Below are 24,183 nucleotides of genomic sequence, written 5' to 3'. Positions count from 1 at the left end.
CTCGGTGCGCCATACCGGCGTGGCCGGAAACCCCCTGCAGGAGGCGAGGACCTACGTCATGGCCGTCCGGGACGGAGCCGAGCCGCCGCTGGAGCTGCTGAACCTCACGCGGGAAGAGGAGGTCTGTCCGCCTCTGCCGATCCAAACGCTGGCCGGTCCGGATCGGCAGCAGACCGCCTGAGGGCGACGGTGGTCGTCCAGTCGACCAGACCGCCGGCGAAGCCCCGGCACGCCCGGATCGGGGCCGCTCGCAGGGGCGAGCGGCCCCGGTGCTTCAGGTCAGGTCGAGGCCGAGCCCAGGGAGCAGGTCGGTGAGGAGGCCGGGGACGAGCGGCAGATTCGGCAGTCCTGGCACCCAGCCCGGGTCGATCACCGTGGTTCCGAGGGTGAGGGGCTTCGGGGCGGCGTCGTCCACGTCCCAGCTCGCGCCGGGCGTACTGTCGTACGACGTCTTCTCGGGCGGGACATCGCCGGCCGAGAGCGGCCACACCACGCCGCGGACCTTCCCGTTCCAGACGTAGCCAAGGAAGCCGTGATCAGCGGAGCGACCCTTCACCGCGGCCTTCCCGTCCGGGGTGATCACCAGCCAGTCCAGGCGGGTGGACACCAGCTTGGTCCGCCCCTGACCGGTCGGCACGTCGAGGACGACCGCGCCGACCGGCTTGGTCGAGCCCGCGGTCGGGTACTTCGCGGCGGCCGTCACCTTGGCTCCGTCCCCAAGCCGGCCGGAGGCGATCAGCGCCCCGGCGCGCGGGTCGTACACGACGACCATGGACTGCCCACGGTCGGTGCCGTTGTCGTCGTCGGTGACCGTGACCTCGATCGTGTCCATTCCGGCCTTGTCGAAGGCGTGCCGAGCCGAACAGCCGCCGTCCGTGGCCGGGAAGCGGTCCACCGTGCCGTCGTCCCAGGTGACCCGGCAGCTGTGGGTGTCGTTGCTGCCGGGATCGGTGAACGGGGCAGTCAGCCGTACGGTGTCGCCGACGCGGTGCACCTCCCAGTCCTTCGGACCGGCCAGAGAGAGGCGCGGCGCCACGTTGCGCACCGTGACGGTGGCACTGTCGGCGGCGGGTCGGTTGACCTTGTCGTCGGCGGTGAGGGTGACCCGGTACGTGCCGTCGTCGGTGCAGCGCAGCGTGGTCCGCACGCTGTTCGGGTTCGCAAGGGTGCAGGTGGCGCCCTTGTCGACGCCGCTGACGGGACGGTAGGTCCACTTCGCGGCAGCCTTGCCGCGGTCGTCCCAGATCTCGCCGTCGAGGGTGACGGCGGAGCCCTCGTCGACGGTGACGTCGGGACCGGCGTTCACGACCGGAGCCAGGTCCTCCGGCTCGTCCTCGCCTCCGTCCGCCGGCGGACGGTAGTAGTAGCCGCCGTCGCTGTCGCCCCAGTTGCAGTGGTGGTCGGCGATGCCGCCGACCACCTGACCCCAGGAGATGTTGTCCCGCCACGCCTCCAGATCCCAGGTCGGCCCGCCCTTTCCGGTGCCGGCGAACGCCGCATGGCACCACAACTGCTTGTAGAGCGACTCGCGTTGGCCTTCGGAGATGTCGGCGGGCAGCGGCGTACGCTCCTGCAGCTCCTTCCAGTACGTCTCCGTCTCCGCGGTGCCGGCGGAACGCGTGTCGGCCGTCGGGACCAGGCTCGCCGTGAACGTCTGGTCGGACAGGTCGTCGTCCGCCTTCGGCTCCCGGTACACGCTGGTGTGATGGAAGTGCTCGGGATTCGCCTGGTAGGAGTACGAACCCATCCAGTCGTCCGTGTCCCGCTCGGTCCGGCTCACGACCTTGCCGCTCGCATCCTTCAGGTACGCGTACCACCGCATGGGCGTGGGCACCTTGGGTGCCTCGCCGGTGCTGAAGGACTGGTAGCCGAAGCCGAAGAACGTACACGGGGCCTCCGGCAGGTCCTTCGTACGCCAGAGGAGATCGCCCTCCGAGATCCACGCGACACCGGGGCGAAGCCCGTCCCCGCACTTGTCCAGGACCTGGAAGCCGTTCACACCGGGGCCGGGTGCCCCGTTGCGGTGGTAGTAGTGCAGCCCTGAGTTGAACTGCACGAGCAGCTCGCCGCGCACTCCTGTACGCGACGTCTCCGCGTGCGCCGGTCCGCCGGCACCCAGTAAGGACGCCGCCGCAAGAGCCGCCGTCGCTCCGACGACAGCTGTCCAACGGCGCAGAACCCGTCTCACTGACATGCGCCCTCCCGGGCGCTCGCGTCATGTCCCATGCGTCCAGCCCAGCACAGCCGGGATACCCGCTCCGACAACTCCCATGGAATTCACGGAAGTTACCCGGAAGCCCCTCTTCAGCGGAACATCCCCTCAGCAGCGACGCCGCACCGCCCCCGCCCCCCGCAGCAGGCCACCACGGGTGATCCGTCGATGACTGCCGTGGATAGGGGCCCGGTCGGCCGGATCTGGTGAAGTGCGGGTATCTCAGCGGTGCGGCCGACGGTGAGTTGGGCGAGGGGTCTCTGCCGCCGCGTCGGGCTCGATCACGGCCTCGGACTCGACCCGGCTCTTCAGTGTGGCTACGACCCGCTCGACTTCCGCCCGTGACGTACCCACGGCCAGGGCCGAGGCGTAGTTGTCGACGCTGGCGTGCGCGTGCCGGAGGCGATCCCCGGGCTTCGCGTCGACTTCGAACCCGGTGATGCCCGGGATGCGGCACTCGGTGGGGAGGGCGAGCAGCGTGCCGGGCCGGGGCGGGAAGAGGGGAGGCCGCCGATCCTCCGCGGCCCTTCGGGCAGGTCGGGATGCCCGGTTGACGGCCCCGCCCCTGCTCGGGATCGCTACTCTTTCTCCACGCCAAGCTCACACCCAGGGGGGCCATCGTGCGTCACCGCCTTCTCGCGGCCGTCGCCATACTCGTCACCGCCACCGCGTGCGCCGTCCCATCCGGGAAGAAGGCCGACGCGAAGCCTTCGGCCACGGCCATGCAGGAGCTACCCACCCCCAGCTCCAGCCCGACGCCGACCAGCGCTGCACCCACGCCCGAGGCGACACCTTCCCCGAAGCCGGTGACGCCTGAGCTCACCGCGGTGTCCATCGACGACTGGCGCTACGGGTATGCGTGGCGGGGATTCTCCACGGACGTCAACGGCGACGGCGGGCAGTACGACAAGCCCGGCGAAGTGCACGTCACGCTGACCGTGCAGATGACCGCCACCGATGACCGCCGCCCGGAGATCCCTTCTCCGAACAGTCTGTGGGTGGGGCACAACTACGGCTTCAACTTCTTCGTCAAACCCTCGAAGTTCCCCGACTGCCAGCCCCTTGAAGGCGTCGGTCTGTGCGAGCTGACCTCTGGCCCCTTCTACGCCGGCTGCGAGGAGCTCCAGAATGACAGCGACGGAGGCAACTTCGCTCCGCACGGCTCGCTCATCATGAGCTGCCGCATCGACGGCGCATTCCCCGAGAGTGTGAAGGCGAGCGACTTCAAAGTCGGCGTCCGCTATGACGAGTGCTGCGACACGAACGCGGAACACCGGGTGTGGTTGCCGTTCCAGAGCCTGCCCCTGCCGCCCCGCGCGACCGATGAGCCTCAGGAAGAGACGGCAGAGCCGCAGCCTGGACAAACGCCGCCGCCCATCCGCTACCTGTGACTCCTGAGGTGGCGCGGGCAGCCGATAAGCCCCCTCGCTGACGAGCATCTCTTCGGCAACCTGGTGGAGGCCTGTTGCGATAACGAGCCCTGTGCATCGCGCCCGTTGCTGATCGGCCAGATCAAGGCCCGAACCTGCACGAGTCGGCATCCGAGGCCGGACGCTACGGTAGCGGCCATGGACCCTGAGAAGGCATTCGCGGGCGAAGTGCTCTACCCCGAGGCTCAGCCCTGGGAGGTGGTGTTTGACGCTTTGTGGGTGTCTCACAGCGAGTTCTGGCTGGTCGCTGGCGACGGACCGGGTGCCGACATCGTGACGGCCATCCCCGAAGGGGACGCCGTAAAGGGCAACGGCGAAGCAGTCGGCATCCCCACGCAGGGTTCCGCGGGCCGTATCGCCGTGGCCCTGTCGGCCTGGGAGGAGCCCGCACCGGACGGACGAGGTGTCCTGCTGGGCACGTCCCGGATCTCGGCTCCTGGCAGGGAGCTTGCCTTGGCCAATGTGGAGGGTAGGGAGCCCGGTCCCGTCCTCGTGCTCCCGGATGAGGGCGAGCACGACGTGAAGGTTTGGCGGCTTGCGCCAGGCACCGCCGGTGATCCCGAGCGCTATGACGTCCGAGTGTGGCGGTGCCCCCCCGTGGTTGAGCGGGACACAGCCGGAGCGTCTCGGTTGAGCTACAGCCCGTGCGTCAGCATGGGCGTAACGGCGTGATCAGGACCGGTTCTGGGACGGGTCCAGGTACTCCACCGAGAAGCTCCTCCCCGCTGCCGGGTCCTCCCAGGTTGAGCCGAAGGGGTACTCGCCACAGTCCAGGCCGGTGGGGGCCTGAGGGCCTGATGGGTACGCAGGCGTTGTTCTTGGCCAAGATGTTCTTCTGCCGCTGGGCGGCGGTGGCACCCCAGGCTTCGTAGAGGCGGGTCAGCGGGCGGTCCACTGTGCCGCCAGGGACGTACTTGTCGGCGATGGAGGGGGTGATGGCGCTGGGGTTGGGGGAGACCGGGGCGTCGCGATAGGCCACGTGCTGCATGGAGCCGCCACACAGGACCAGCTCGCGAGGCCATCACTTGTGATCGTGGAGGCTCGCGTAACCAGCGCGCTTCGTGGGAGGTGCGCGAGTCGGCGCTCGCCTGCGGGGCACTTGGCTCGCGGGTAGGCCCTTCGAAACCGCCTACGACGAAGGACTCGACACCGACGGCTTCCGCGAGATCCCCGGTGCAGCCAACGCCATCGAAAGGCTGCGCTCCACCGACCGCCACGGCGTCCTCACGACCGGCTTCTCACCCAGCACCCCCGAACGCGTCCTCCACGCGCTCGGCTGGCACGACCTGATCACCCCGGCCCTCTCACCTGCCGACGCCGGTCGCGGACGCCTCGCCCCCGACATGCTGCTCACCGCCCTCCTGCGCACCGTCACGGAATCGGTCCACCACCTGGCCGCGGCCGGCGACACCACCAGCGATCTGCTCCCCGCCCACCACGCGGGCGCCCGCATCACCGCAGCCGTCCGCACCGGCTCCCACACCGACACAGCCTTCGCCACCATCCCGCACACCCACATCCTGGACTGCGTCACCGACCTACCGGCCCCGCTCAACACCATCGACGCGCCAGCCAGGTTCCCTTCGACGAAGGCTCCCGTCGCGGTGTGGGATGGCGTCGCCGGGCGGAGGCTGGGAGTAGAGGTCGCAGACTGGACGAAGGTCAGAGTCCGTCGCCTTCCTGAGGGGGTGCGGCCGGGTCTATGCCTGATTGGAAAGCCCTGGTTCTCATGGTTCCGTCAGGGGGTTCGTGCAGGGTTGTGAACGCCACCGCCTGTGGTCGGCCGACGGAACAGCGCCCTCCCCAAAGGGGGAACGCAGCGGCAGAACACCAGGGCGAAACGCTGTGGCAGAGCCTCGTCGCCCGCCTGGTGGAGGTGGTGCAGGAGGTGAGGGCCTGGGCCGCTCGCGGGGCGGTCACCACCAAGCTCCACCTGAGCGCAGACGGCCGCTGCCGCCCGCTTTCCCTGATCGTCACCCGGGACAGCGAGCGGACTGCACGCTGTTCCAGCCGGTGCTGGAGAAGATTCGCGTCCCGCGGATCGGACCGGGCAGGCCGCGCAGGAAGCCTGACGGCCACGCGGCGGACGAGGCTTACCGCAACGGCCCGTGCCGCGAGTACGTGCGGCGCCGGGCCATCCGGCACACGATTCCGGAGAGGACCGACAGCCAGACCGCGCCCGACTGTGCAAAGGGTCACGCGGCGGACGGCCACCCGGCTTCGACGAAGAGCGGTACAGGAAGCGCAACACCGTCGAACGGGCGATCGACCGGCTCAAGCATGCCCGAGCAGTGGCCACCCGCTACGACCAGCGCGGCGACGTCTTCCTTGGGACCGCGACTGCCCCGGCCCTCGCTATCTGGCTTCGTTCGTGGGCCAGACTCAGTCCTCATCCTCAGGGAGGTGGAAGTAGACGGTCCCCGACCGCCAGGGGCCGTGCTCGGTCATCTCCGACGTGATGACCACGTCCTGGATCTCGGCTGGGCCCAACGCCTCGATGGAATCGGCCAGCCGCCGCAAGAGCGCCGGAACACTGTCGCAGCCGGGGCCAGCAGGGTTGGCCTGCGAGAAGTGGTGCAGGGTCCAATGCGTCGGCTTATCCATCACGGACCGATGGTAAGACCCGCCATCGGCCGGTCAGCGAACGATGGCAGGGCGAGGCGACTCATCCGGAACAGACGGCACGATGATAGGCCGGACAATTCCTAGTCGTCGGCGCGGGGGGCGTCTCGCCCGACACCCGGCCGCCGGCCCTTGCCCACCCCACCGGGGGAACGCTCGGCTGGCTCGGGGACGTGGTCGGCGGTCCAGCCGGCCAGGATGCGCAGCGCGTTTTCGGAGTCGCTGCCCGGCTCGGCGCTGTAGGCGAACAGGATGAGGCCGTCGGCGGGCAGGTCGAGGGATTCGTAGGCGAGGTGAAGAGTGCCGACCACGGGGTGGTGGATGACTTTGGCGCCCTGGTGGGACTGGCGGACGTCGTGGCCGGCCCAGCGCGTACGGAAATCGTCACTGCGGGTGGACAGCTCACCAATGAGGTCGGTGAGGTCCTTGTCATAGGGGTCGCGGCCGGCCTGGGCGTGCAGGAGAGCGACCAGGTTGTCGGCGGCACTTTCCCAGTCGCCCCAGAACTGGCGGGAGCGGGGGTCCAGGAATACGAACCGGCCATGGTTGGGGGTGGCGCCCCCTGCAGCTTCGATCATGGGGGCATACAGGGCGCGGCCGAGGGCGTTGGCGGCCAGGACATCGCCACAGCCATTCAGGACGAACGCCGGGCAGGCCATGGAGTCCAGGAGACGCTGCACGTTCGGCCGCACCGTGGCGGCGGCCGGGCGGCGTCGGCGTCGACGTCCTGGACCGGCGGCGCGGGCAAGATCCTCCAGATGGGTGCGGTCGTCCTCGCTCAGCCGCAGCGCCCGAGCGAGGGCGTCAAGGACCTGGCCCGACACTCCGGACAGGTCACCGCGCTCCAGCCGCGAGTAGTACTCGACGCTGACCCCGGCGAGCTGCGCGACCTCGGCGCGCCGCAGTCCCGGCACCCGACGGGGGCCATGGGCGGGCAGCCCCACCTGCTGCGGGCTGATCCTGGCGCGGCGGGAGGTCAGAAACTCCCGGGTCTCGGCTGCATTGTCCACGGTTTCCAGACTAGGGCGATATGCCGGAGCCATCCCGGACGGAGGGGTGCCCTGCCAGTACACCTTTCACCAGTGGCTTCTCCCCAGCCCAAAAGTTACGTTCGTATAGCCGAAGGAAATCTCAGCAGATCTCACCACGAAACAGAAACAGAAACAGAAGCAGAAAGAGAAAGCGATACTGTCATGGCGGATATTTCGGAGATGGTCAAGGGTCTGGCGAAGGGCCTCAGCAGCCCGGTCCGTGCGCCGATTCTGCACACGCCGGACGAGTACGGGATGGCGTACGAGGACGTCACGTTCCCGTCCCTGGACGGCACCCCGTTGGAAGCGTGGTGGATCCCCTGCCCAGGCTCGGACAAGCTGATCATCGCCAACCACCCGATGCCCATGAACCGCTACGGCTTCCCCTCGCACCTGCCCCCGTGGCAGTTCGTCCCCGGCAACGACATCGAGGTCAACTACATGCGGGAGTACCAGCACCTGCATGAGGCCGGCTACAACGTGCTGACCTACGACGCACGCAACCACGGCCAGAGCGGCGATGCCAACGGCTTCATCTTCACCTGGGGCCAGTTCGAGTCCCGCGACGTGGCCGGTTCGCTGCGGTACGCCAGATCCCGCCCCGACGCGGCCACCATGAAGGTGGGCCTGCTCAGCCGCTGCATGGGGGCCAACGCCACGTTCATGGCGATGCCCCGGCATCCGGAGCTCTTCGCGGACGTGCACGCTCTGGTCGCCATCCAGCCGATCTCGATGCGCGCGATGGTCGAGCGCAACCTTGAGGCGATGGGGATCGCGGACCAGTTCGAGGCCGTGGACCGGGAGGTCGAACTGAACCTCAGCTTCACCATCGACGAGGTGTCGCCGATCGAGTACGCCAAGAACTGCCAGGTGCCCACCTTCATCACCCAGGTGCATGACGACGGACTGACCAAGCCCTCCGACGTGCAGGCGATCTTCGACGCCGTCCCCGCGTGCGACAAAAAGCTGTTCTGGATCGAGGGCAGCACCCGGCGTTGGGACGGCTACAACTACTTCTCCGAGCACCCCGAGCAGCTGGTCGAGTGGTTCGACAAGCACATGAACTGAACCCGTGGCACCCTCGGGCCGCCTGAACGGCCCGAGGGCGACGCACCACGTCGCACGTCTCCACCGCCGCTACAGCAGCGGCTTGGCCGAGGTCGGCACGGCGCCGACCCCACACATCACCGCAGAGGTCTTCTTGTCCCACCCCGACGCCAGGCGATTTCGGGACTGCCCACCTAGACCGTCCACCGAGTCCTGACCCGGCACAACCTGAACCATCTGCGTTGGCTGCTACAGCTTCGTCCACACGGCCGTCGACGACCGTTCCCGGCGCGCCTCCAGCGAGGTCCCGACCGGCGAACGCCAGGAGACCGCCGCGGCTTTCCGGGGTCGCGCCAACGCCTTCTTCGCCGCGTACGGCATCAACGTCGAGCGAGTCCTCACCGACAACGGCTCCCTGCTACAGGTCCACGCTGTTCGGCAGACCTTGAGCGACGCCGACATCATCCACAAACGCACCCGACCCTACCGCCGCAACCGAACGGCAAGGTGGAACGCCTGAACCGCACCCTGCTCGACGTATGGGCCCACGTACGCCCGTACTTCAGCAAGTCTGAACACGCCGTCGCCTTGGCGGACTTCACCCACACCACCTACAACCATCACCGGCGGCATACCGCTCTCGGCGGTCGGCCGCCGATCAGTCGAGTCAACAACCCTGCGGGTCAATACACCTAGGCAGCGACGGGGTGCTGGGGAGAGCGGAGGACGAGCAGGGTGATCTCGCTGGGGGCGAAGATGCGGAAGGGCGGGCCCCAGAAGCCGGTGCCGCGGCTGGTGTAGAGCTGGGTGCGGGCGCCGTGGTGGGTGAGGCCGGCGACGGTGGGCTGGTCGAGGCGCACCAGGTAGTGGAAGGGCCAGATCTGACCGCCGTGGGTGTGGCCGGAGAGCTGGAGGTCGATGCCGTGGGCCGCGGCCCGGTCGATGAACTTGGGCTGGTGGGCGAGGAGGAGGACGGGCAGGTCGGGATCGGCGCCGTGGAGGGCTCCGGTGAGGTGGGCGCGGTGCCCCGCCAGTCCGGAGGACTCGGCCGTGACGTCGTCCACGCCCGCGACCACGAGAGTGTCACCCCCACGCTCGAGCAGGAGATGGCGGTTGCGCAGCGGCTCCCAGCCCAGCTTGTCCATCAGGTCGACCCAGCCCTGGGCCTCGCTGTAGTACTCGTGGTTGCCGGTGACGTACACGCGGGCCCGGGTCGCCTGCACGGTGCCCAGAGGTGCGGCCTGGGCGAGGCGGCGTTCGGCGGTGCCGTCCGCGATGTCTCCGGTGTGGCAGACCAGATCGGCCTCCAGGCTGTTCACGGTCTCGCAGACGCGTGCCGACCAGCGGGCGCGGTCGAGCGGGCCGTAGTGGGTGTCGGTGATCAGAGCGACCCGGGTGCCGTCCAGCCCGGCTCCCAGGCGCGGGAGCCGTACATCGACTTGGCGTACGCGTGGCACGCGCCGGGCTTCGGCATACCCCCACCCGAGCAGTACGGCGGTCAGGCCGAGGACCGCCCAGGTGACGATGCGCGCGCGGTCCTGGCCGTCACCGACACCGGCCACGGTCAGTGCGAGCCGCAACAGGACGCCGAACAGCACCGACCACGTGAACAGGACCCAGATGCTGCCCAGCAGGGTGTCGCCCACGATCGCGGCCCAGTCCTGCTGACGTCGTCCGTGGCCGCGGACCATGGTGAGCGGCATGGCGACAAGTCCGAGGGCGAACAGCAAGGTGCCGGTCACCGCAATGGGCAGCGGCCAGTGCTGGCCGGTGTGCAGGAGGACCCAGCACGGCACAGACCACAGAAGCACGGGTGCGATCAAGGGGATGTACCGCATCAGGCGCTGCAGCCGGCTCCGTGGCGCCGTCGGTGCCTGCTCGGCGGCAGATCGGGTGTGACTGGGGTCGGTCATAAGTCCCTCCTGAGGTTGTGTCCGGCGGACGGATCGTACGAGCAGCGCACCGGGGCGGCTGCGGCGGCCCGGTCGTCGCACCGGCCATCAGCCCGCGCCCTCGACACGAGGTCCACCCGCGGCGAGGACCGCTGTGGCAGGAGATCGTGCCGCCCGGCCATAAGGGCAGCTGCGAGCGTGTTCGTGCCCATCAGCACGAGAAGTGCTCCTCGCCGCGGCCGTACGCCCCGGCGGCCTTGCCCGTGCCGCCGGCCGCCAGGCCGCCCTCACCCCGGGCGGATTCTCCGCCGCCCCGACAGTCTGACCGAGTGCGAGCAGCTCCACCTCAAGGACCGTCCAGACGCACTGTCCCGAACTCGACGCGCTCATTCGGCGCGCCCTGTCCTTCGCAACCATGCTCCCCGAGCGCAGGGGCGAACGGCTCTCGGCTGGATCGACGCCGTCAGGCAGGACAACCTATCCAACCTCCGTACCCTCTCCGCAGGTTTCGACCGCGATCGAGAGGCCGTCATCGCCGGCCCTGCCCTGCCCTGCCCTGCCCTGCCCTGGAACTCGGCGTCGTCGTAGGCCATGGCAACCGGATCAAGATGTTCAAGCTCCAGATGTTCGACCGCGCGGCCTTCCGGCTCCTCCGGAAGCGGGTTCTTCTCGCCTGACGGCGACCACACCGGCCGTAGGCTGCGGGCAGCAAGTCCGGCCGAGTCTTGGAGGCATGCCGAAGTGACGGCGACACTGAGTCTGTGGAAACAGAACCTTGGCGCCGTGCCGGAGTCGCTATGGCAGCGGACCGAACTGCAGGTGCTGATCCTCGCGGACAATGCGCTGACACGGATCTCACCCCGGATTGCACGACTACGGCAGTTGCACACACTGGACCTGGGCCACAACAAGCTCGCCTCGGTCCCGGACGAGCTGACTGAACTGCCGCTCACCAAGTACCTGTACCTGCACGACAACGAGCTGAAAGAGCTTCCCCGATCGCTCGGCCGGCTCACCGCCCTCCGATACCTCAATGTCGGGGGCAACCACCTCACCAGCCTCCCGGACACCATCGGTGACATGATCGGACTGGTGGAACTCCGAGCCGAGCACAATCGACTCACCGCACTCCCCGAATCGATCGGCCGACTCCATCAGCTCCGCGAGCTATGGCTGCGGGGCAACGCACTCACGCGCCTACCAGAATCCGTCAGCGACCTGTCCGAACTGCGCCACCTTGACCTACGAGAGAACGCCCTGCTGGACGTCCCGGATGCCTTGGCGGGACTCTCACGGCTCCGCCATCTCGACCTGCGGAGCAACAGACTCCGCACTCTGCCGAACTGGCTGTCCGAGCTCCCCTCACTCGAGAAACTGGACCTCCGTTGGAACAACGTCGAGCCTGCGCCACGCCTGCTCGACCTCCTTGCGCAACGGGGATGCATTGTCTGGACGTAGGGAGCGTCTTTGGGGCGGTACGCACTCAGAGCCACCGCTCCCTGTGGAGGCTCACGGATGGTGATGTCAGTGGTGCTCAGCGACGATCTGTCCTGAAGGACTTCAGCTTGCCGCGCAAGGCCGGCACCAAACCGTGCCGCGGCGGTTGATCCTCCACGCAGACTCGGCACCATGAACTCGACGATGTTGGATAGCGGCATAGTGAGACGCAAGAAGGAGAAGAAGAAGCGGCCCGCCTGGGGCATCCCGAAGGGGATCTTCCTGTTTGCGACGCCGGAGGGATGGCGCACCAGCGTCGTCACCGAAAGCGGAAATCTCTGCGGACGGCTGGACGTGCCGCTCAACACCGACCCGCGAGACGCGCGGGTTGCGGCGGCGCTGATGGTGACGGAACTCGCGCGCGACTTTCACGACACGGACGTGAAGGTGAGCTGGGATCCGCCCCAGGAGCCCTGGTCATGGACCGCCCAGGTCACCCTCGCCGCCGAAAACGAACCACTTTCGCCGGATACTGAAGGCTGAACAGCAAGCTCAGGAGTCGAGCAGGACGCGCTTGCGGAGGAGTTCGAAGCCGGCTCGACCGAACATCTGGCGCTTGGGCATCTTGATCCGGTTGACACGGCCTTCGACGACTCCTGAGTTCCACGGCTGCGAGAGTCCGGCAGTGACGGCGTCGAGGTCGCGTTCCATGTGCCGGGCGAATCGCTGCAGGCAGGGCGGGGCGGCGGCGGTTGCCGCTTCGATCCATGCCGGCAGTTGGTGGCCTTGCAGCTGGGTCAGCATGTGGGCGAAGGAGCGCACATGCTCCGCGAGTACGTCCAGTTCGGGGCGCTTGGCCAGGCCAGCACGGCCTTGAGCTGGAGCCGGTCGCCCTCGGCCGGGGCGTCCGGGTGGGTGAGGACCCAGCGGGTGACGGCGCGGGCGGACGGCGGCCGGGGGCCGACCGGCTGGGGCTGGCCGCGTAGGTTTCGGCTGACGTAGGCGCGGACGTTGCCGTAGCCGTCCAGGTACCCCTGTTGTTTGATCTCCTCCCACAGTTTCGAGGCGTTGGTGCAACCTCTCTGCCATCGCTGGTCGAGGTAGGGCTTGCAGGCGTCGAGCTTGGTGGGACGGCAGCAAGCGGAGGTCTCTCGGCCTGCGCTGTCAACGGTCGTGGAATCGACCCGAGAAACGGCCGCGGTCCGGACATGCGGCGCCGCCCGCACGGGCTCTCGCCACCACCTCGCCGTGCCGAACACGGCCGTAACCGACTCGACCTCCACCTCGCAGGTCCCCCCGAACACCAGCGAGTCCCAGAAGGGCGCGTCGATCTGCAGTTGCCTGCCGGAAGACGGCGGCGCTTACGACGATCCCGGGGCTGTAGCGGAAGCGGCGCGGTCGAGGGCCGGCTCAAGGTCGAGGGCTTTGTCGTCGCGCGTGTCGAGGGTGAGTTGGTGGACCGCTGTCTCGGCAGGCTGCGGCCGTTCCGCTCGGAGGGAGAGCGTGCGGAGGCGGGCGCGCTGGAGGCCCAGGCTTGTAGGGAGTTCGCAGCTGGTGGATGCGAGGGCGGGGTTTGGCAACGGAAGCGGCGAAGGCCGACTGGGTACGAACGGATGAGTGGCGTGCCCCGCCCTCCCACGCCGTCAGCACCGCCGTAGCGTTGTCCGCAAACGATCAGGGGGATTCAGTGACGAGGTCCTTGCACTTCAGCTGGGAACTGAGCGGCTCCGGGTGGGCGACGTGCAGGATCTGGGACGGCTCAACGAAGCACCGGGACGCCGTCAGCTACTGCACAAACGCGCTCGCCGACTTGTTGAAAGGCGTGACGGGCCTCTACGGCCTCCATGGTATCCAGCGGTTCTCGTTCGACCTCGAACCGGCAGAGGCACGGTGGATCCTTCGTCGCCGAAACAGCGACGTGCACATCACGATCCGCCGCTTCCCGGACATGTCGACGAGCTTCGACGCACCGGACGGGAAGGGCACCGTCGTGTGGACGTCCACACGTCCTCGCACCTCGCTCGCACATGCGGTCCTGATGGCCGCCGAGAAGGTGCGGCGAACTCACGGCGAGGACGGCGACCTCCAGAAGTGGCACCTGTACGCCTTCCCCACCACCGAACTGGAAACACTTCGTCACCTGCACCTGGCCGCGGATGGCTGCGCTCTCCAGCACTGAACCAACGGCGCCCTCACGGCGCAACTAAGAGTTGTGCCAGAACGCTTCTTACTGGTCATTTCAGAATGGCGAGGTCGCTGAGCGGAGCCGAATGCAGCTCTGTGTATCAGTTACGGAAGGCTGAGTGCTTCGGCCCAGACGTTGCTGCCGTTGGCCCAGGTCCACAACCATTGCCGCAGTGACGCGGTCGCGTGACGCAGGCCGTCATGGGGGTCCTCGCCCCTGCTTGGCACCCAGCCGTCTGCGTCATAGAGCAGCACAGGGTTGCCGACTGCGAGCAAGGACAGATGCCACCGCATCGTGCAACCGCCCGACGCCAGGTACAGCCATGACCCGGGCAGCCCTGCCGCACGGTCGCGTTCGTGCCTGGTGACCGAACAGGGCCAGTCGATCAGGTCTCCCGGCGCACGCCGACCGTCGGTGAGCGATGCCAGACCGCTGTTGGGCCCGAAGCCGCCGTCGCCGACCTCGGTGTAGATCCTCCGAAGGAGTGTCGGCAGCGGACGTCCGATGATGTCCTCGGCGGCTTCGACTTCAGGTGGCGTGGCCGGCGGAAACAACGGTCCGCGCGGAGCGTCAGCGAAGTAGGCCGCCACCTCCTCGGCTTGCGACTTGAGCAAGATCATTCCATTACTGCTGGAGGCGACAGTCTGGTTCCGAATGTGCTCCAGATGCTCCGGGCCGAAGCGTTCCTCGATCCACGTACGTGGGATCGGCGCTGTGTCGAACCGCCGGCCCGGGTCCCACGCGCGGGTACGCAGCACGTCGATCAGCGCGTCGTCCCCCTCGGCGGCACCGGGTTTGGTGTGAAGTCTTTGACGGGACGACTCGGAGTCGCCGTACACAGGGGACGTCATGCGCCGGGATCCTACTGCTGGGGGCAGACAGCCTTTCGAAGGTCTCGCAAACAGATGATCGTGCAGGCGGGCTTGTGCAGGCCGTGCTGAAGGTCGGCGCGTCGCTCGTAGCTGGTGCGGAGTCGTTTGAACTGGTGCAGCCAGGCGAAGGTGCCCTCGACCACCCACCACACCTTGCCCGACCATCCGACGCCTTCTCCTCGCGACCTGCAGCCCTACCTGCGCGGCTGGAGCGCCGACGAGCCCAAGCGCCGCTGACGCGGAGCCACCTCCTCGACGGGGTGGAGCAGCCGGTGCGCGACACGACACACCTCCATCCCGCCTTCGGCCGTGCGTAGACCCGGGCTCTGCATCGTGGCTGTTGGCCGGGGACGAGGGGGAGTCCTTGCTGCCCTGCTGCAGCCGAGAAGCCTCGGAGCCAGCGGGCTTCTTGTACGCAATCCGGTCAGTCAGACGGAGGGGCGACGTGGCGGTGGCACTGCCTGCAGTAGTTCCCATAGGGGGCGTGAGCCGCTTGCCCACTCGCCCAGCAGGGTGCGGTCGACCAGGTGCAGCCGCTGGGAGCGGGCGAAGTCGATCGCCGGCTTGGAGAATCTGCCGTTGGTGACGAGCACGACGACATCGCCCTTGTGTACGGGCCGTCCGGTGCCATTGAGGACCTGCAGGTCCGGGGTGCCCACCGCGGCTCCGGACGGACCGGCCCGCCGGTGCTTGCACTGGATCACCCAGCGCCGCCCGTAAGGGTCGGTGGCCTTCACGTCTGCGCCGTTGTCTCCGGCGCCGCCGACCTGGACAGCGTTCGCGCACCCGTCGCGCCGCATCAGGTCCCGTACCGCGTGCTCGAACTGCCGGTGATGCAGCGCGTCCAGCTGCGTCAGCGCGTACCGCAGGCCTTGGGAACGTACCCGCTCCCACCGCGTGGCCTGCTGCCGAGCGACCATCCAGGCCGCCGCTGCTCCGCCGACGAGCAGCACAAGGACGACCGGGACCCACGGATGGGCGCGCACGAAGTCCACCACCGCCGCGACCACAGCCCCCGCGATGACCAGGCCGCCGAGGACGAGGAGGAGCTGCTCGGTGCTGTCGGCCCTTCGCGACCGCCGCCGGGCCGGACGCCGGCTCACCGCCCCGCTCCGTTCCGGTCCCACTTGATCGGGTACGACACCGTCGGCACCGGTCGCGGCGCGGTCTCTCTCCACCGCGGCCAGCGAATCGGATAGGACACAGCCGGGGCCGGGGCCGGGGCCGGGGCCGGGGCCGGGGCCCGGCGGGGCGTCGACTCTTCCCAACCTGGCCACTTGATCGGGTACGTCACTGCCGACGAGGATCCCGGCGCCGGTAACCGCCCCGTACCCGCTCCGCTGCCCGTCGACGTGCCGGAGCCGCCGAAGATGAACACAGCCGCCACGATCCCGATGGCCAGCGCAGTCTGCTGACTGGTCCCGGCGGGCGCCCTCCAGTGCGCCCGCACCACAGTCCCGTCCTGCTTGGTGTACCCCTTGACGAACGGCAAGGCCGAAGCCCCCTCCCTTGGTCGATCGCGCGCTTCCCGCGCAACCGACCAATGTAGAGGCCACTACTGACAGCAGGTCATCTGTCAGCCACCCATCGTGATCTGCGGCCAGTGTGCGAATGAAGGCAGGGCCTCCTGGTCAGCTCGGGATTGTCGAAGCCCGATGCCCAGGAGGCCCTGTGCTGCTGTCTTGCGCTGTCTTGCGCTGTCTTGCCGGTGGAGTCCAACTCGGTGGGCCGGTCGTGTGGTTGCCTCGCTCACCGGTTCGGGAATGCTGGCGACTGTTCGTGTCGCGAGCCCTTCTACTCCTCCGACTTTACGGACGTGGCGTGGACGGTCGTGCGAGACGCGAGGCCAGTGCCGGCGTGGCTGGAGGGCCTGGCGGGCAGTCGGAGGGCTACTGCCACCGACAGATGCTGGACGCCGTGTGCGCTACTTGGTCACGGTGGATCAGCTGGCGGGCGATGCCGGCGCACTACCCCGCCTGCAACCGCGTCTACGCCTTCGCGAAGCGCTGGCGAGTGAAGGGCTTGCTCGCCGAGCTGCACGACGGGCTGCCCGGTCTGCTCCGCGAGGACGCAGGCCAGGACCCGGAGCCGACCGCCGCCATCGTCGACTCCCAGTCGGTCAAGGCGGACGCGACGGTGTCCTCCTCAAGCCGCGGCTACGACGCGGGCAAGAAGAGCCACGGGCGCAAGCGGTACGTCGTGGTCGACTGCCTCGGCCTGGTGCTGGCCGTGATGGTCACCGCCGCCAACGCGACGGACCGGCAAGCGGTCATTCCGCTGCCGGCACAGCTGCGGGCGCGCTTCCATCGCATCGCTTTGGTAGGGGCGGACGGCGGCTACGCGGGCCGCCGGCCGCCCATGCGAACAGGCGGCTACGCGGGCCGCCTGTTCGCAAATGGGCAACCCATAAGCTGCACCTCACCCTTCAGATCGTCAAACGCTCAGACGACGTCACGGGGTTCGTGGTGCTGCCGAGGCGCTGGATGGTGGAGCGCACGCTTGGCTGGCTGCTGCGTTCGCGCCGCGTCGTGCGTGACGACGAGACCCTGCCCGCCGTCCACGAGTAGATGGTGCTGTGGTCCATGCCCCGACTCATGACCGCAGACTGGCCCGTCGGCGAGCGTGAACCGGCCCGGGGCCGGCTCAACCGTCCAGCCCCGGCCGGTCAACCGCTTCATCCTCGACCGCACACCCTCGACGCTGGCCGGGCACGGCTCCGAGCCGAACACGGCGGCGATCTCCTGGCACGGCACCACCCCGTCTCCACCCAACCGGCGTTCCGCCAGTACGGCCAAGAACCGCTGGCAGTCCACCGCGAGCACGGCCTCCGAAAGCCCGGGCCGCCACACCGGCACGATCGAACCCGCACGCGCGGCGCGCGGCGCGGCCACCGGGGCAGGCGCCTCGGGGCCTGGCTCCGGCTCCGGCCTGGAGGGCTGCTCGATCGTGACCGGATCACCCCGGCCAGCCTCCAGGGGTCGGGGCGCGGCCAGGACCTCGCCCACACGCTGGCGGGCGATCAGTCACTCCTGCCAGTCCGTCTCCGCCTCGGCGAGCTCGGTCAGCACCCGGTCCGCCTCCTCCCGCAGCCCTTCCACGCGCGCTCACGCGCGGCCAACTCCCGTTCCTCCAGCAGACCCGCAACCGACGACACCCGGCACCTCCACCCACTAGACAACCCGACGGCCCGAGCCTGCCGCGATGAGACTCACCCGGCATCGCCCGCGTAACCCCCTCCGGTGACGCTTATGCGCCGGGATACCTCGCACCACCGATCGGCTGATCGAGCCGGACGGCTCATGGCCAGGCTCGCACACCGGGGATCGGCGACGGCGTCCTTGGCCGGCCGGGCCGGTGTCGCCGAGCCCGCGCACGAGTACGGCGACGGCTCCTGCCCCCGCAAGCAGCACTCTTGCCGTCGACGCTGGCCGCCGGTAGCGGCGAGCAGTCATGGAAGGCGGAAGGGCACGCCGGATTAGGCAAGTTGAGGTGTGGTCAGGCATGATCGGATTCGACCTAGAGCATGCAATTTCGGCCAAAATATTTACCCTGGGGGATCCTTGCGTTTCAAGAGCAGTCTCGTCGCCAGCGCGGCTCTGGCCGCCGTCGTCACTCCGCTCCTCGCCAGCCCCGCGGCCGCGGCGTCAGGCACCGAGCAGACGGTCTCGACCAACTCGTACTACGGGCGGATGGTCATCGGCTGGCGGATCAACCCCTACCGTCTCGACCCGATCCAGATCACCGCCCAGGACCGCGCGACCGACGGCTACGTCGTCGGCATCCGCCTCATCACCAACGGCGAAGCCGGCCACAAGGTCTGGAAGATGCGCACCGTGCCGAGCGGCCAGACGAGCGCCTCCTGGAGCACGTACTTGGAGGCCGGCTGGATCGACAACGCCTACTTCGAGGTCTGCAAGATCGGCGCCAGCAGCGGCGCGATCGCGAGCTGCGAGGCCTCAGGCGTGATGAACAACCCGTTCGACGACTCCTCCATGTAGGACGCACGAAGAAGGGGTGTCACCCGCAGGTGGGTGGCACCCCTTTCGTCTGTCTCAGACCATCGGCCCGGGACCGGTCAGTCCGTCTTCAAGGAGACGATCGGGTACTCCTTCCCCGCTTCGTCGCACGGCTGGTGCCGCATCAGGCATCGTTTGCCCTGATGTCGGCTGGCGGTGTCGGCGTCAGCTGAATAGCGCGGTTACCCGACGTCGAGCTGGTGGTCGGCCCAGATGTAGCTTGCGGGCAGCAGGTCGGTGCTGAGGACGGTTCGGATGCGATCGCCTTCGCCGACGATGACTGAGGAGGCAGCCAAGGTCGGCTGATCCCTACCACTACCTACCTCGACGGCCCGCCGCCCACCCGGCGGCGGGCCGTCCTCGCCGAACCCAGTCGTTCCGCCCGGCAGGCTCACTCAATCCACCGTCCGTGAAGCGGCCGCTTCGATGCCTGATGCCCGCAGCTTCCGCGCCAGGAGCTCCATCTCGGGCAGGGTCCCCGAGTATTGCCCGGTCAAGACCTGCTCCAGCACGGCTCGGATGCCGTCCAGGCCGATGCCGAGTTCCGCCCGCAGCACCCGCATGATGGCGGCGTTCCTCGTGGGCGGGGCTACCCGCAACCTTGCCCGTCCATGCTCGGAGAGCAGTCGGCCACGCAGTTCCTCTGGCAGGTCACCGCCACACACAGCCAGGGCGAACCCGCAGGCCGTGCACGTCGACTCAACATCCCACCGCAATGCTTCGCCCACCAGCGCCTGAACACCGCACCACTCCGCCTCGGCACCGCACCCCTGGCACACAGCGGAGTGCCTGATGGACTCAACCAAGATCGACTTTTCCATAATCCCACCCCCCAAGAGGAGAGGTTAGACGGCAGGCGGCGAACGTCTTTCCGGGGCGCCAACATGTCCCCCTGACACCCGAGCCAGCGGTCCAGGCCACGCTGCCCATGCGCTGACGCTATCTCTCGTGAACATTCCGAGGCCCAGTGATCACCAACTGACGCCCAAACCGGCAGACAAACGCTGCTGCTGAACGTGAACAAAGCCAGCGTGGTCAGGTGCGGGGAGAAGTTGTCGAGCACGATCGCCCTACGGACCTCGGGCGGGTAGAGGCTACGCAGGTAGCGGCAGAACTCCAGGAACCTCGTGTGGCTCTTCCTCGGCTTGATCTGGCCGTAGAGCCTGTCCTTGGCCAGGTCCAATGCGGCGAACAGGTGCCGGACTCCGCCGTAGCGGTTGCAGGTCGCCCGCCTTCTGAGGCGTGGTTCACGGTCGGTGTCTTTGTGCTTGCCCCACTGCCGGCCCGGGTGGGGCATCAGATTGAGCGGCCCGAACTCATCTATGCCAAAGATGACTTCGCACTCGCTCTCCTCGGGTATGACCTCGCCGTCGGCGATCGCGCAGAGATGTTCGCCCCCCCGGTCTTCTTGGCTGCGTAGCCGGGGTCGCGGGAGGTCTTCCAGGTGTTCAGGCGTCGAATCGAGACGCCTATCTCGCGGAGCAGGATGCGCAGGCCCTCGTGGCAGATGTCGTCAACGACCCCCACCGTGACCAGAAAGTTATGGATCACATCCCGGACCCGGTCCGCGCTGGTGAACGTCGCTTCGGCGATCTTCGGCACTGGGATGCCCTGGGAGGTCAGCAAGGCCATCTGGGCACGCCGCCAGGTCACCACCGGCCCGGTTCCCCGGCGCGTGATGCGAAGCAGCCGTCTGCCTTCGGCATCGTCGATCCCGCGCACACGTACTCGTTCTGCCACCCGGACAAAGTGACGGCCACGCGCCGCCCGGCACAGCACCGCGACGCAGTTCGGCGAGGGTCCGCCAGCCAGTTCCGAGTAGTCGTGTGGGGGTTTGTGGGCCCGTGTGGCCTCGGTCGGCGTTGGAGCGGCCTCCTGAGTGCAGTCAGCCGCCGAGCCTTGTCTCGGGCAGGACGGCGCCCCGGATCTACCGCGCACGGGTCGATCCACTCAACCTGTTCGGGAACTGTCCTTCCTTGGGGCGTTTTTGGTGCAGGGTGCGCCGGTCGCAGGCGGTCAGAGTTTCAGCAGGCGGGGCCGCCATGCCCACCCGGCGCCGAGAACCGCCTCACGGAGGACGTTGCTCATGTCCCGGGTGTCGAACGTCTTGACCTTACGGCGGCGACCGTCGGGACCCCGCTCGTACGTCCAGTCCACCGAGAACCCGGCCCCGCGTCCGTACTCATGCGACCCCGACAGCCGGCCCCGGGTACGCGACCGCTGCTCCTGGAGGGCCCGCACCTCGCGCCGGTGAGGGTCCAGCCGCATGCGGATGCTCAGATGCAGGTCCACGTCCTCGCCGAAGGAGCGGTGCTGGATCCGCCAGTCCGCTATCAGGTCGGCCTTCTCCGAAGGGCTGGCGAGGCGCACCCTGTAGGGCGACTCCGGACCGTTCACGGCGAGGATGACATCGCGGACCGCGGCCGCGGTGAGCGGTGTCACGCCGCCTGCCGGGCGCCTGATGCCGTTCAGTCGTTCGAAGAAACCCATGAGGTCAGCCTACGGCGGTCAGTCCGGGGCCAGAGGGAGTGCGCCTCCCCTTCGAAGTACCGCGCATGACCAGATTTCCGGCCGGACGGGGCGCGTGCTCCCGTTCCGTAGTGTCCGCTCTCGGTGATGAGCGCGGTGCCCTGGGCGAGCTCGTCCGAGCCCCGGCCGGTGACGTCGAAGAGCAGGCCGTCCAGCGGACCGCCCACCCGTTTTTCCGTGGCCGGTTGGGTGCGCGTCGCACGACGCGATCGTCGAAGCTGTGGCAGACCGATCCAGTGCCTGTCGTCGACAATGCAGGCTCCGCGGCCGACGGTCCTTGCAGGCAAATGACTCGTGTGGGTGCGGGGAGGGATCTTCGCCCCAAGGATTCGTCCTTAGGGCGCCCTCAGGAGAGCTCGACCAGGACCGTTCGCGATCCGCGCGAGAAGATGATCATGAGATGTGCCTTCCATGGCCGGTTTCCGGCGAACGTGCCCTGCCCGTCGGCGTGGTCGCATTGCTGCAGGTCTGCGCCGTCCGACCGCGGCGCCCTCTAGGGCGCGTTTCAAAAGTGGATCAAGGTCATGCAATGATCACGTTCCGTGGCTCGGGGTGATCTGACAGACGTTCAGTGGGCGGTGCTGGAGCCGCTGCTGCCGCAAGGCATCAAGCCTGGTCGGCCGCCGGTGCACACCAAGCGGCAGCTGATCAAGGGGATACGGTTCCGGACCCGTACAGGCATACCGTGGCGGGATCTGCCAGGGCGGAACGGGCCGTGGGAGACGGTGTACGGGCTGTTCCGTCGCTGGCAGCGCGACGGCACGTGGCACCGGATCTTCGAGCAGCTCCAGGCCCAGGCCGATGCGAAAGGGCTGATCACCTGGGACATCTCGGTCGACTCGACGATCGCCCGCGCTCACCAGCACGCGGCCGGTGCCCGCAAAAGGGGGATCTGCAGGTCGAGCTGCCCGGCGGCGTCTTCGCCGAGCCCGGGGACCACGGGCTCGGACGTTCCCGCGGCGGACTGACCACCAAGATCCATCTGGCGGTCGAGCAGGCCCAGAAGCCGATGTCGCTCGTGATCACGGCCGGGCAGCGCGGTGACTCCCCGCAGTTCCAGGTCGTCCTGGGCCGCATCCGCGTGCCCCGGCTCGGCCCGGGACGGCCGCGCACCCGGCCGGACAAGGTCCGCGCGGACAAGGCGTACGGCTCCCGCGCGAACCGCGCCTACCTGCGCCGACGCGATATCCGCTGCACGATCCCGGAGAAGCGTGATCAGATCGCCAACCGCAAGAACCGCGGCTCCCGCGGGGGCCGGCCACTGAAGTTCGACAACGATGACTACAAGGAATGCCACGCGGTGGAGTGCGGGATCAACCGCCTGAAGCGGCACCGTGCGGTGGCGACGAGGTACGACAAGCTCTCTGTCCGATAAGAGGCGACCGTGCTGATCGCGGCCATCAATGAGTGGCTGTGATCATTTCCGCTTGCGGCCCAGCAATTGCACTGCCTGCGACCGATGGCCGTTCATCGTGGCGACCTCAATCCGGTGCTCGTCCACCAGGTCGAAGCTCGAAAGCAGAGCGCGCAGCTCTGCGATGTCGTGATGCCGGCACACCGCACCGTCGTCAGTGGCGAAGTCCCCGTACGGTGTGCCATGTTGCTGGGCGTGGGTGACGTAGCGGTTGTGGTTTCGTTCGTCGTCCTGCAAGACCATGTCGCTGACGTAGAGCAGCCCGCCGGGCGCCAGGACGCGGCTCAGCTCGGCGACCAGTGCCCGCTGAGCATCATCGTCGGGGACGCACGTCAGCACCGCGAACAGCAGGACGACATCGAAGCTCTCCGACGCGTAGGTCAGGTCCGGCGGGGACTCCAGGACGTTGAAGCGCAGGTCAGGCCGCAACTGGCGGCCCCGCTCGATCAGCGCGGGAGACAAGTCCACACCGGAGAGATCAGAGAAGCCGTGCTCGCTCAACTTGGCCATGACACGGCCGTATCCACAGCCGTAGTCCAGGACCCGAGCGTTCCGGCTCACCCCCGCCAGCCAGCTGAGATTCACCGGATGCGTGAACGTCTTCGTTGCGCCGACGCTGTCCCAGTACGCGACCTGACTACCAAGATCCCTCATGCAGGTGCAGCATACGGCCCTCACCGACTCCGCAAGTCACCGCTTGATCCACTTCTGAAACGTGCCCTAGGTTCCTTCCTGAACGACGTGATCGCCGTCGCAGCAGGCTACGGTCGCAACCTGGCCGTACGGGCCGACGGCACCGTGGTGGCCTGGGGCCTGAACGCCGCCGGCCAGCAGGGTGACGTCACGAGCGACAAAGAACGGCTCACGCCCGCGCAGGTCTGCGCGCCCGACCCGTCCAACTGCGCCGCAAACCCCCTCACCGGGGTCACCGCCATTGCCGCCGGAGGTAGCCACAGCCTGGCGCTGCAATCCAACTCCCGTGCTCTTGGGTGGAGTTACAACACTTCGGACAAGGAGGCGACGGCACACGAATCCCGAGAAGCACACCCGTCGGCCTACTGAGCCGTGTGACTGACATCGCCGCGGGCGATCTCCACAGCCTGGCCGTACTGTGCGACTGCACTGCCCGAAGTTGGGGGGCAACATCTTCGGCCAGCTGGGCGACCGCCGATCTGGCCCTCGCGCTCAGCGGCGTCCCGGACAGCGTGGTCAGCGGAGCCAATCTGACCTATGCGGTCACCGCGACCAACCACGGGCCGACCGATGCCGAGAACGTCCAGTCAGCAACACTGCCCCCGACGCGCGCTTCGTCAGCGCCAGCTCCGGACAGGGCACCTGCAAGGTGCCGGTGGGCTCCCGGACACGGTGAACTGCACGCGGGGATCCCCCTCGAGGGCGGCGCGCGGACCACGGCCCGACGCCGTGCCACACCTGGGGAACGACACATCGTCGATCACCCACACCTCAGGCCGGATCCCATGCTTCGTCGCGCACCT

The 24,183-nt window shown here is 68.2% G+C and carries 24 protein-coding genes and 5 pseudogenes; 14 read left to right on the top strand and 15 right to left on the bottom strand.

The window, feature by feature from the left end; translation table 11 throughout:
* The first annotated feature begins 19 nt into the window (after positions 1-19).
* Positions 20-181: a hypothetical protein gene (locus tag ACWGN5_RS26850; protein WP_453519627.1), complete on the top strand. Its 162-nt coding sequence runs from the start codon at positions 20-22 to the stop codon at positions 179-181.
* Between the two features lie 93 nt (positions 182-274).
* On the opposite strand, the gene ACWGN5_RS26845 is transcribed toward ACWGN5_RS26850, so the two are convergent.
* A complete protein-coding gene (locus ACWGN5_RS26845; RefSeq protein WP_453519625.1) occupies positions 275-2,074 on the bottom strand; it encodes a DUF2599 domain-containing protein in 1,800 nt (599 codons plus the stop codon).
* 360 nt (positions 2,075-2,434) lie between these two features.
* Positions 2,435-2,788, bottom strand: a complete 354-nt coding sequence (locus tag ACWGN5_RS26840; RefSeq protein ID WP_453519690.1) for a hypothetical protein — start codon at positions 2,786-2,788, stop codon at positions 2,435-2,437.
* Positions 2,789-2,832: 44 nt separating this feature from the next.
* Between ACWGN5_RS26840 and ACWGN5_RS26835 the strand changes: the two genes are divergently transcribed.
* The 3 genes from ACWGN5_RS26835 to ACWGN5_RS26825 all read left to right on the top strand — a co-directional run bounded on the left by ACWGN5_RS26835 (position 2,833) and on the right by ACWGN5_RS26825 (position 5,405).
* Positions 2,833-3,603: a hypothetical protein gene (locus ACWGN5_RS26835; protein ID WP_453519623.1), complete on the top strand. Its 771-nt coding sequence runs from the start codon at positions 2,833-2,835 to the stop codon at positions 3,601-3,603.
* Positions 3,604-3,780: 177 nt separating this feature from the next.
* The gene (locus ACWGN5_RS26830) at positions 3,781-4,314 is read left to right on the top strand and encodes a hypothetical protein (protein WP_453519620.1); all 534 of its coding nucleotides are present in this window, start codon (positions 3,781-3,783) and stop codon (positions 4,312-4,314) included.
* Positions 4,315-4,703: 389 nt separating this feature from the next.
* Positions 4,704-5,405 carry a hypothetical protein gene (locus tag ACWGN5_RS26825; RefSeq protein ID WP_453519617.1) on the top strand — a complete coding sequence of 234 codons (702 nt, stop codon included), beginning with the start codon at positions 4,704-4,706 and terminating at the stop codon, positions 5,403-5,405.
* A gap of 619 nt (positions 5,406-6,024) precedes the next feature.
* On the opposite strand, the gene ACWGN5_RS26820 is transcribed toward ACWGN5_RS26825, so the two are convergent.
* Positions 6,025-6,246 (bottom strand): hypothetical protein, encoded by a 222-nt coding sequence (locus ACWGN5_RS26820; RefSeq protein ID WP_453519688.1) that lies wholly within the window; start codon positions 6,244-6,246, stop codon positions 6,025-6,027.
* Between the two features lie 101 nt (positions 6,247-6,347).
* Positions 6,348-7,274, bottom strand: a complete 927-nt coding sequence (locus tag ACWGN5_RS26815) for a helix-turn-helix domain-containing protein (RefSeq protein ID WP_453519616.1) — start codon at positions 7,272-7,274, stop codon at positions 6,348-6,350.
* Positions 7,275-7,457: 183 nt separating this feature from the next.
* Here ACWGN5_RS26815 and ACWGN5_RS26810 point away from each other — a divergent pair, with 183 nt between their 5' ends.
* Positions 7,458-8,363 carry an alpha/beta hydrolase family protein gene (locus tag ACWGN5_RS26810; protein WP_453519613.1) on the top strand — a complete coding sequence of 302 codons (906 nt, stop codon included), beginning with the start codon at positions 7,458-7,460 and terminating at the stop codon, positions 8,361-8,363.
* 229 nt (positions 8,364-8,592) lie between these two features.
* A pseudogene (locus ACWGN5_RS26805) lies at positions 8,593-9,038 on the top strand (integrase core domain-containing protein); the annotation flags it as partial.
* Here the strand turns inward: ACWGN5_RS26805 and ACWGN5_RS26800 are convergent.
* Positions 9,035-10,255, bottom strand: coding sequence for a metallophosphoesterase (locus ACWGN5_RS26800; RefSeq protein ID WP_453519611.1), 1,221 nt, complete (start codon positions 10,253-10,255; stop codon positions 9,035-9,037). The pseudogene ACWGN5_RS26805 and the gene ACWGN5_RS26800 sit on opposite strands and share 4 nt — an antisense overlap.
* 720 nt (positions 10,256-10,975) lie before the next feature.
* Between ACWGN5_RS26800 and ACWGN5_RS26795 the strand changes: the two genes are divergently transcribed.
* Together ACWGN5_RS26795 and ACWGN5_RS26790 are read left to right on the top strand one after the other, a co-directional pair.
* A complete protein-coding gene (locus ACWGN5_RS26795) occupies positions 10,976-11,692 on the top strand; it encodes a leucine-rich repeat domain-containing protein (RefSeq protein ID WP_453519609.1) in 717 nt (238 codons plus the stop codon).
* A 171-nt stretch (positions 11,693-11,863) separates the two neighbouring features.
* Positions 11,864-12,214, top strand: a complete 351-nt coding sequence (locus ACWGN5_RS26790; protein ID WP_453519606.1) for a hypothetical protein — start codon at positions 11,864-11,866, stop codon at positions 12,212-12,214.
* Between the two features lie 9 nt (positions 12,215-12,223).
* Here the strand turns inward: ACWGN5_RS26790 and ACWGN5_RS26785 are convergent, their stop codons facing one another.
* Positions 12,224-12,475, bottom strand: coding sequence for a transposase (locus tag ACWGN5_RS26785; protein WP_453519604.1), 252 nt, complete (start codon positions 12,473-12,475; stop codon positions 12,224-12,226).
* Between the two features lie 895 nt (positions 12,476-13,370).
* Between ACWGN5_RS26785 and ACWGN5_RS26780 the strand changes: the two genes are divergently transcribed.
* A complete protein-coding gene (locus ACWGN5_RS26780) occupies positions 13,371-13,850 on the top strand; it encodes a hypothetical protein (protein ID WP_453519601.1) in 480 nt (159 codons plus the stop codon).
* Between the two features lie 110 nt (positions 13,851-13,960).
* Here ACWGN5_RS26780 and ACWGN5_RS26775 read toward each other — a convergent pair whose 3' ends face one another.
* Together ACWGN5_RS26775 and ACWGN5_RS26770 are read right to left on the bottom strand one after the other, a co-directional pair.
* On the bottom strand, positions 13,961-14,707 hold the full coding sequence (locus ACWGN5_RS26775; protein WP_453519598.1) for an SMI1/KNR4 family protein: 747 nt from the start codon (positions 14,705-14,707) through the stop codon (positions 13,961-13,963).
* Positions 14,708-14,718: 11 nt separating this feature from the next.
* Positions 14,719-14,886 (bottom strand): annotated as a pseudogene (locus ACWGN5_RS26770) (IS5/IS1182 family transposase); the annotation flags it as partial.
* Here ACWGN5_RS26770 and ACWGN5_RS26765 point away from each other — a divergent pair.
* The gene (locus tag ACWGN5_RS26765; RefSeq protein ID WP_453519597.1) at positions 14,834-14,965 is read left to right on the top strand and encodes a hypothetical protein; all 132 of its coding nucleotides are present in this window, start codon (positions 14,834-14,836) and stop codon (positions 14,963-14,965) included. The pseudogene ACWGN5_RS26770 and the gene ACWGN5_RS26765 sit on opposite strands and share 53 nt — an antisense overlap.
* A gap of 191 nt (positions 14,966-15,156) precedes the next feature.
* On the opposite strand, the gene ACWGN5_RS26760 is transcribed toward ACWGN5_RS26765, so the two are convergent.
* On the bottom strand, positions 15,157-15,831 hold the full coding sequence (locus tag ACWGN5_RS26760) for a restriction endonuclease (protein WP_453519594.1): 675 nt from the start codon (positions 15,829-15,831) through the stop codon (positions 15,157-15,159).
* Positions 15,832-16,339: 508 nt separating this feature from the next.
* Here ACWGN5_RS26760 and ACWGN5_RS26755 point away from each other — a divergent pair.
* A pseudogene (locus tag ACWGN5_RS26755) lies at positions 16,340-17,014 on the top strand (transposase); the annotation flags it as partial.
* A gap of 139 nt (positions 17,015-17,153) precedes the next feature.
* On the opposite strand, the gene ACWGN5_RS26750 reads toward ACWGN5_RS26755, so the two are convergent.
* Positions 17,154-17,312, bottom strand: a complete 159-nt coding sequence (locus ACWGN5_RS26750) for a hypothetical protein (protein WP_453519697.1) — start codon at positions 17,310-17,312, stop codon at positions 17,154-17,156.
* A 976-nt stretch (positions 17,313-18,288) separates the two neighbouring features.
* On the opposite strand from ACWGN5_RS26750, the gene ACWGN5_RS26745 reads away from it, so the two are divergent.
* Positions 18,289-18,726 carry a hypothetical protein gene (locus tag ACWGN5_RS26745; protein ID WP_453519591.1) on the top strand — a complete coding sequence of 146 codons (438 nt, stop codon included), beginning with the start codon at positions 18,289-18,291 and terminating at the stop codon, positions 18,724-18,726.
* A gap of 200 nt (positions 18,727-18,926) precedes the next feature.
* On the opposite strand, the pseudogene ACWGN5_RS26740 reads toward ACWGN5_RS26745, so the two are convergent.
* The 4 genes and pseudogenes from ACWGN5_RS26740 to ACWGN5_RS26725 form a co-directional block, all read right to left on the bottom strand.
* Positions 18,927-19,025, bottom strand: a pseudogene (locus ACWGN5_RS26740) (cytidine deaminase); the annotation flags it as partial.
* 114 nt (positions 19,026-19,139) lie between these two features.
* Positions 19,140-19,307: a hypothetical protein gene (locus tag ACWGN5_RS26735; protein WP_453519588.1), complete on the bottom strand. Its 168-nt coding sequence runs from the start codon at positions 19,305-19,307 to the stop codon at positions 19,140-19,142.
* A gap of 467 nt (positions 19,308-19,774) precedes the next feature.
* Positions 19,775-20,484 (bottom strand): annotated as a pseudogene (locus tag ACWGN5_RS26730) (IS630 family transposase); the annotation flags it as partial.
* Positions 20,485-20,760: 276 nt separating this feature from the next.
* Positions 20,761-21,234, bottom strand: coding sequence for a hypothetical protein (locus ACWGN5_RS26725; protein WP_453519586.1), 474 nt, complete (start codon positions 21,232-21,234; stop codon positions 20,761-20,763).
* A gap of 581 nt (positions 21,235-21,815) precedes the next feature.
* Here ACWGN5_RS26725 and ACWGN5_RS26720 point away from each other — a divergent pair.
* Positions 21,816-22,648 (top strand): IS5 family transposase gene (locus tag ACWGN5_RS26720; RefSeq protein WP_453519585.1). Its coding sequence is split into 2 segments (ribosomal slippage): positions 21,816-22,205 and positions 22,208-22,648, totalling 831 coding nucleotides; the frame shifts between segments, so codons are not numbered across the junction.
* A 42-nt stretch (positions 22,649-22,690) separates the two neighbouring features.
* Here ACWGN5_RS26720 and ACWGN5_RS26715 read toward each other — a convergent pair.
* Complete coding sequence (locus ACWGN5_RS26715) at positions 22,691-23,341, bottom strand: class I SAM-dependent methyltransferase (RefSeq protein WP_453519583.1); 651 nt, start codon at positions 23,339-23,341, stop codon at positions 22,691-22,693.
* 87 nt (positions 23,342-23,428) lie between these two features.
* Here ACWGN5_RS26715 and ACWGN5_RS26710 point away from each other — a divergent pair, with 87 nt between their 5' ends.
* Positions 23,429-23,749 (top strand): hypothetical protein, encoded by a 321-nt coding sequence (locus ACWGN5_RS26710; RefSeq protein WP_453519581.1) that lies wholly within the window; start codon positions 23,429-23,431, stop codon positions 23,747-23,749.
* The last annotated feature ends 434 nt before the right edge of the window (positions 23,750-24,183 follow it).

This window comes from Streptomyces sp. NPDC055815, from assembly GCF_053616475.1.
The sequence above is the reverse complement of the archived record's forward strand: the minus strand, read 5'-3'. Positions and strand labels throughout refer to the sequence as shown.

Bases quoted from the DNA above. Each gene is read 5' to 3' on its own strand.
- ACWGN5_RS26820 (WP_453519688.1), bottom strand. From the start codon at position 6,246: ATGGATAAGCCGACGCATTGGACCCTGCACCACTTCTCGCAGGCCAAC.
- ACWGN5_RS26775 (WP_453519598.1), bottom strand. From the start codon at position 14,707: ATGACGTCCCCTGTGTACGGCGACTCCGAGTCGTCCCGTCAAAGACTT.
- ACWGN5_RS26810 (WP_453519613.1), top strand. From the start codon at position 7,458: ATGGCGGATATTTCGGAGATGGTCAAGGGTCTGGCGAAGGGCCTCAGC.
- ACWGN5_RS26785 (WP_453519604.1), bottom strand. From the start codon at position 12,475: ATGCTGACCCAGCTGCAAGGCCACCAACTGCCGGCATGGATCGAAGCG.
- ACWGN5_RS26790 (WP_453519606.1), top strand. From the start codon at position 11,864: ATGAACTCGACGATGTTGGATAGCGGCATAGTGAGACGCAAGAAGGAG.
- ACWGN5_RS26830 (WP_453519620.1), top strand. From the start codon at position 3,781: ATGGACCCTGAGAAGGCATTCGCGGGCGAAGTGCTCTACCCCGAGGCT.
- ACWGN5_RS26735 (WP_453519588.1), bottom strand. From the start codon at position 19,307: ATGCGGGTGCTGCGGGCGGAACTCGGCATCGGCCTGGACGGCATCCGA.
- ACWGN5_RS26750 (WP_453519697.1), bottom strand. From the start codon at position 17,312: ATGGACCACAGCACCATCTACTCGTGGACGGCGGGCAGGGTCTCGTCG.
- ACWGN5_RS26725 (WP_453519586.1), bottom strand. From the start codon at position 21,234: ATGGGTTTCTTCGAACGACTGAACGGCATCAGGCGCCCGGCAGGCGGC.
- ACWGN5_RS26800 (WP_453519611.1), bottom strand. From the start codon at position 10,255: ATGACCGACCCCAGTCACACCCGATCTGCCGCCGAGCAGGCACCGACG.
- ACWGN5_RS26715 (WP_453519583.1), bottom strand. From the start codon at position 23,341: ATGAGGGATCTTGGTAGTCAGGTCGCGTACTGGGACAGCGTCGGCGCA.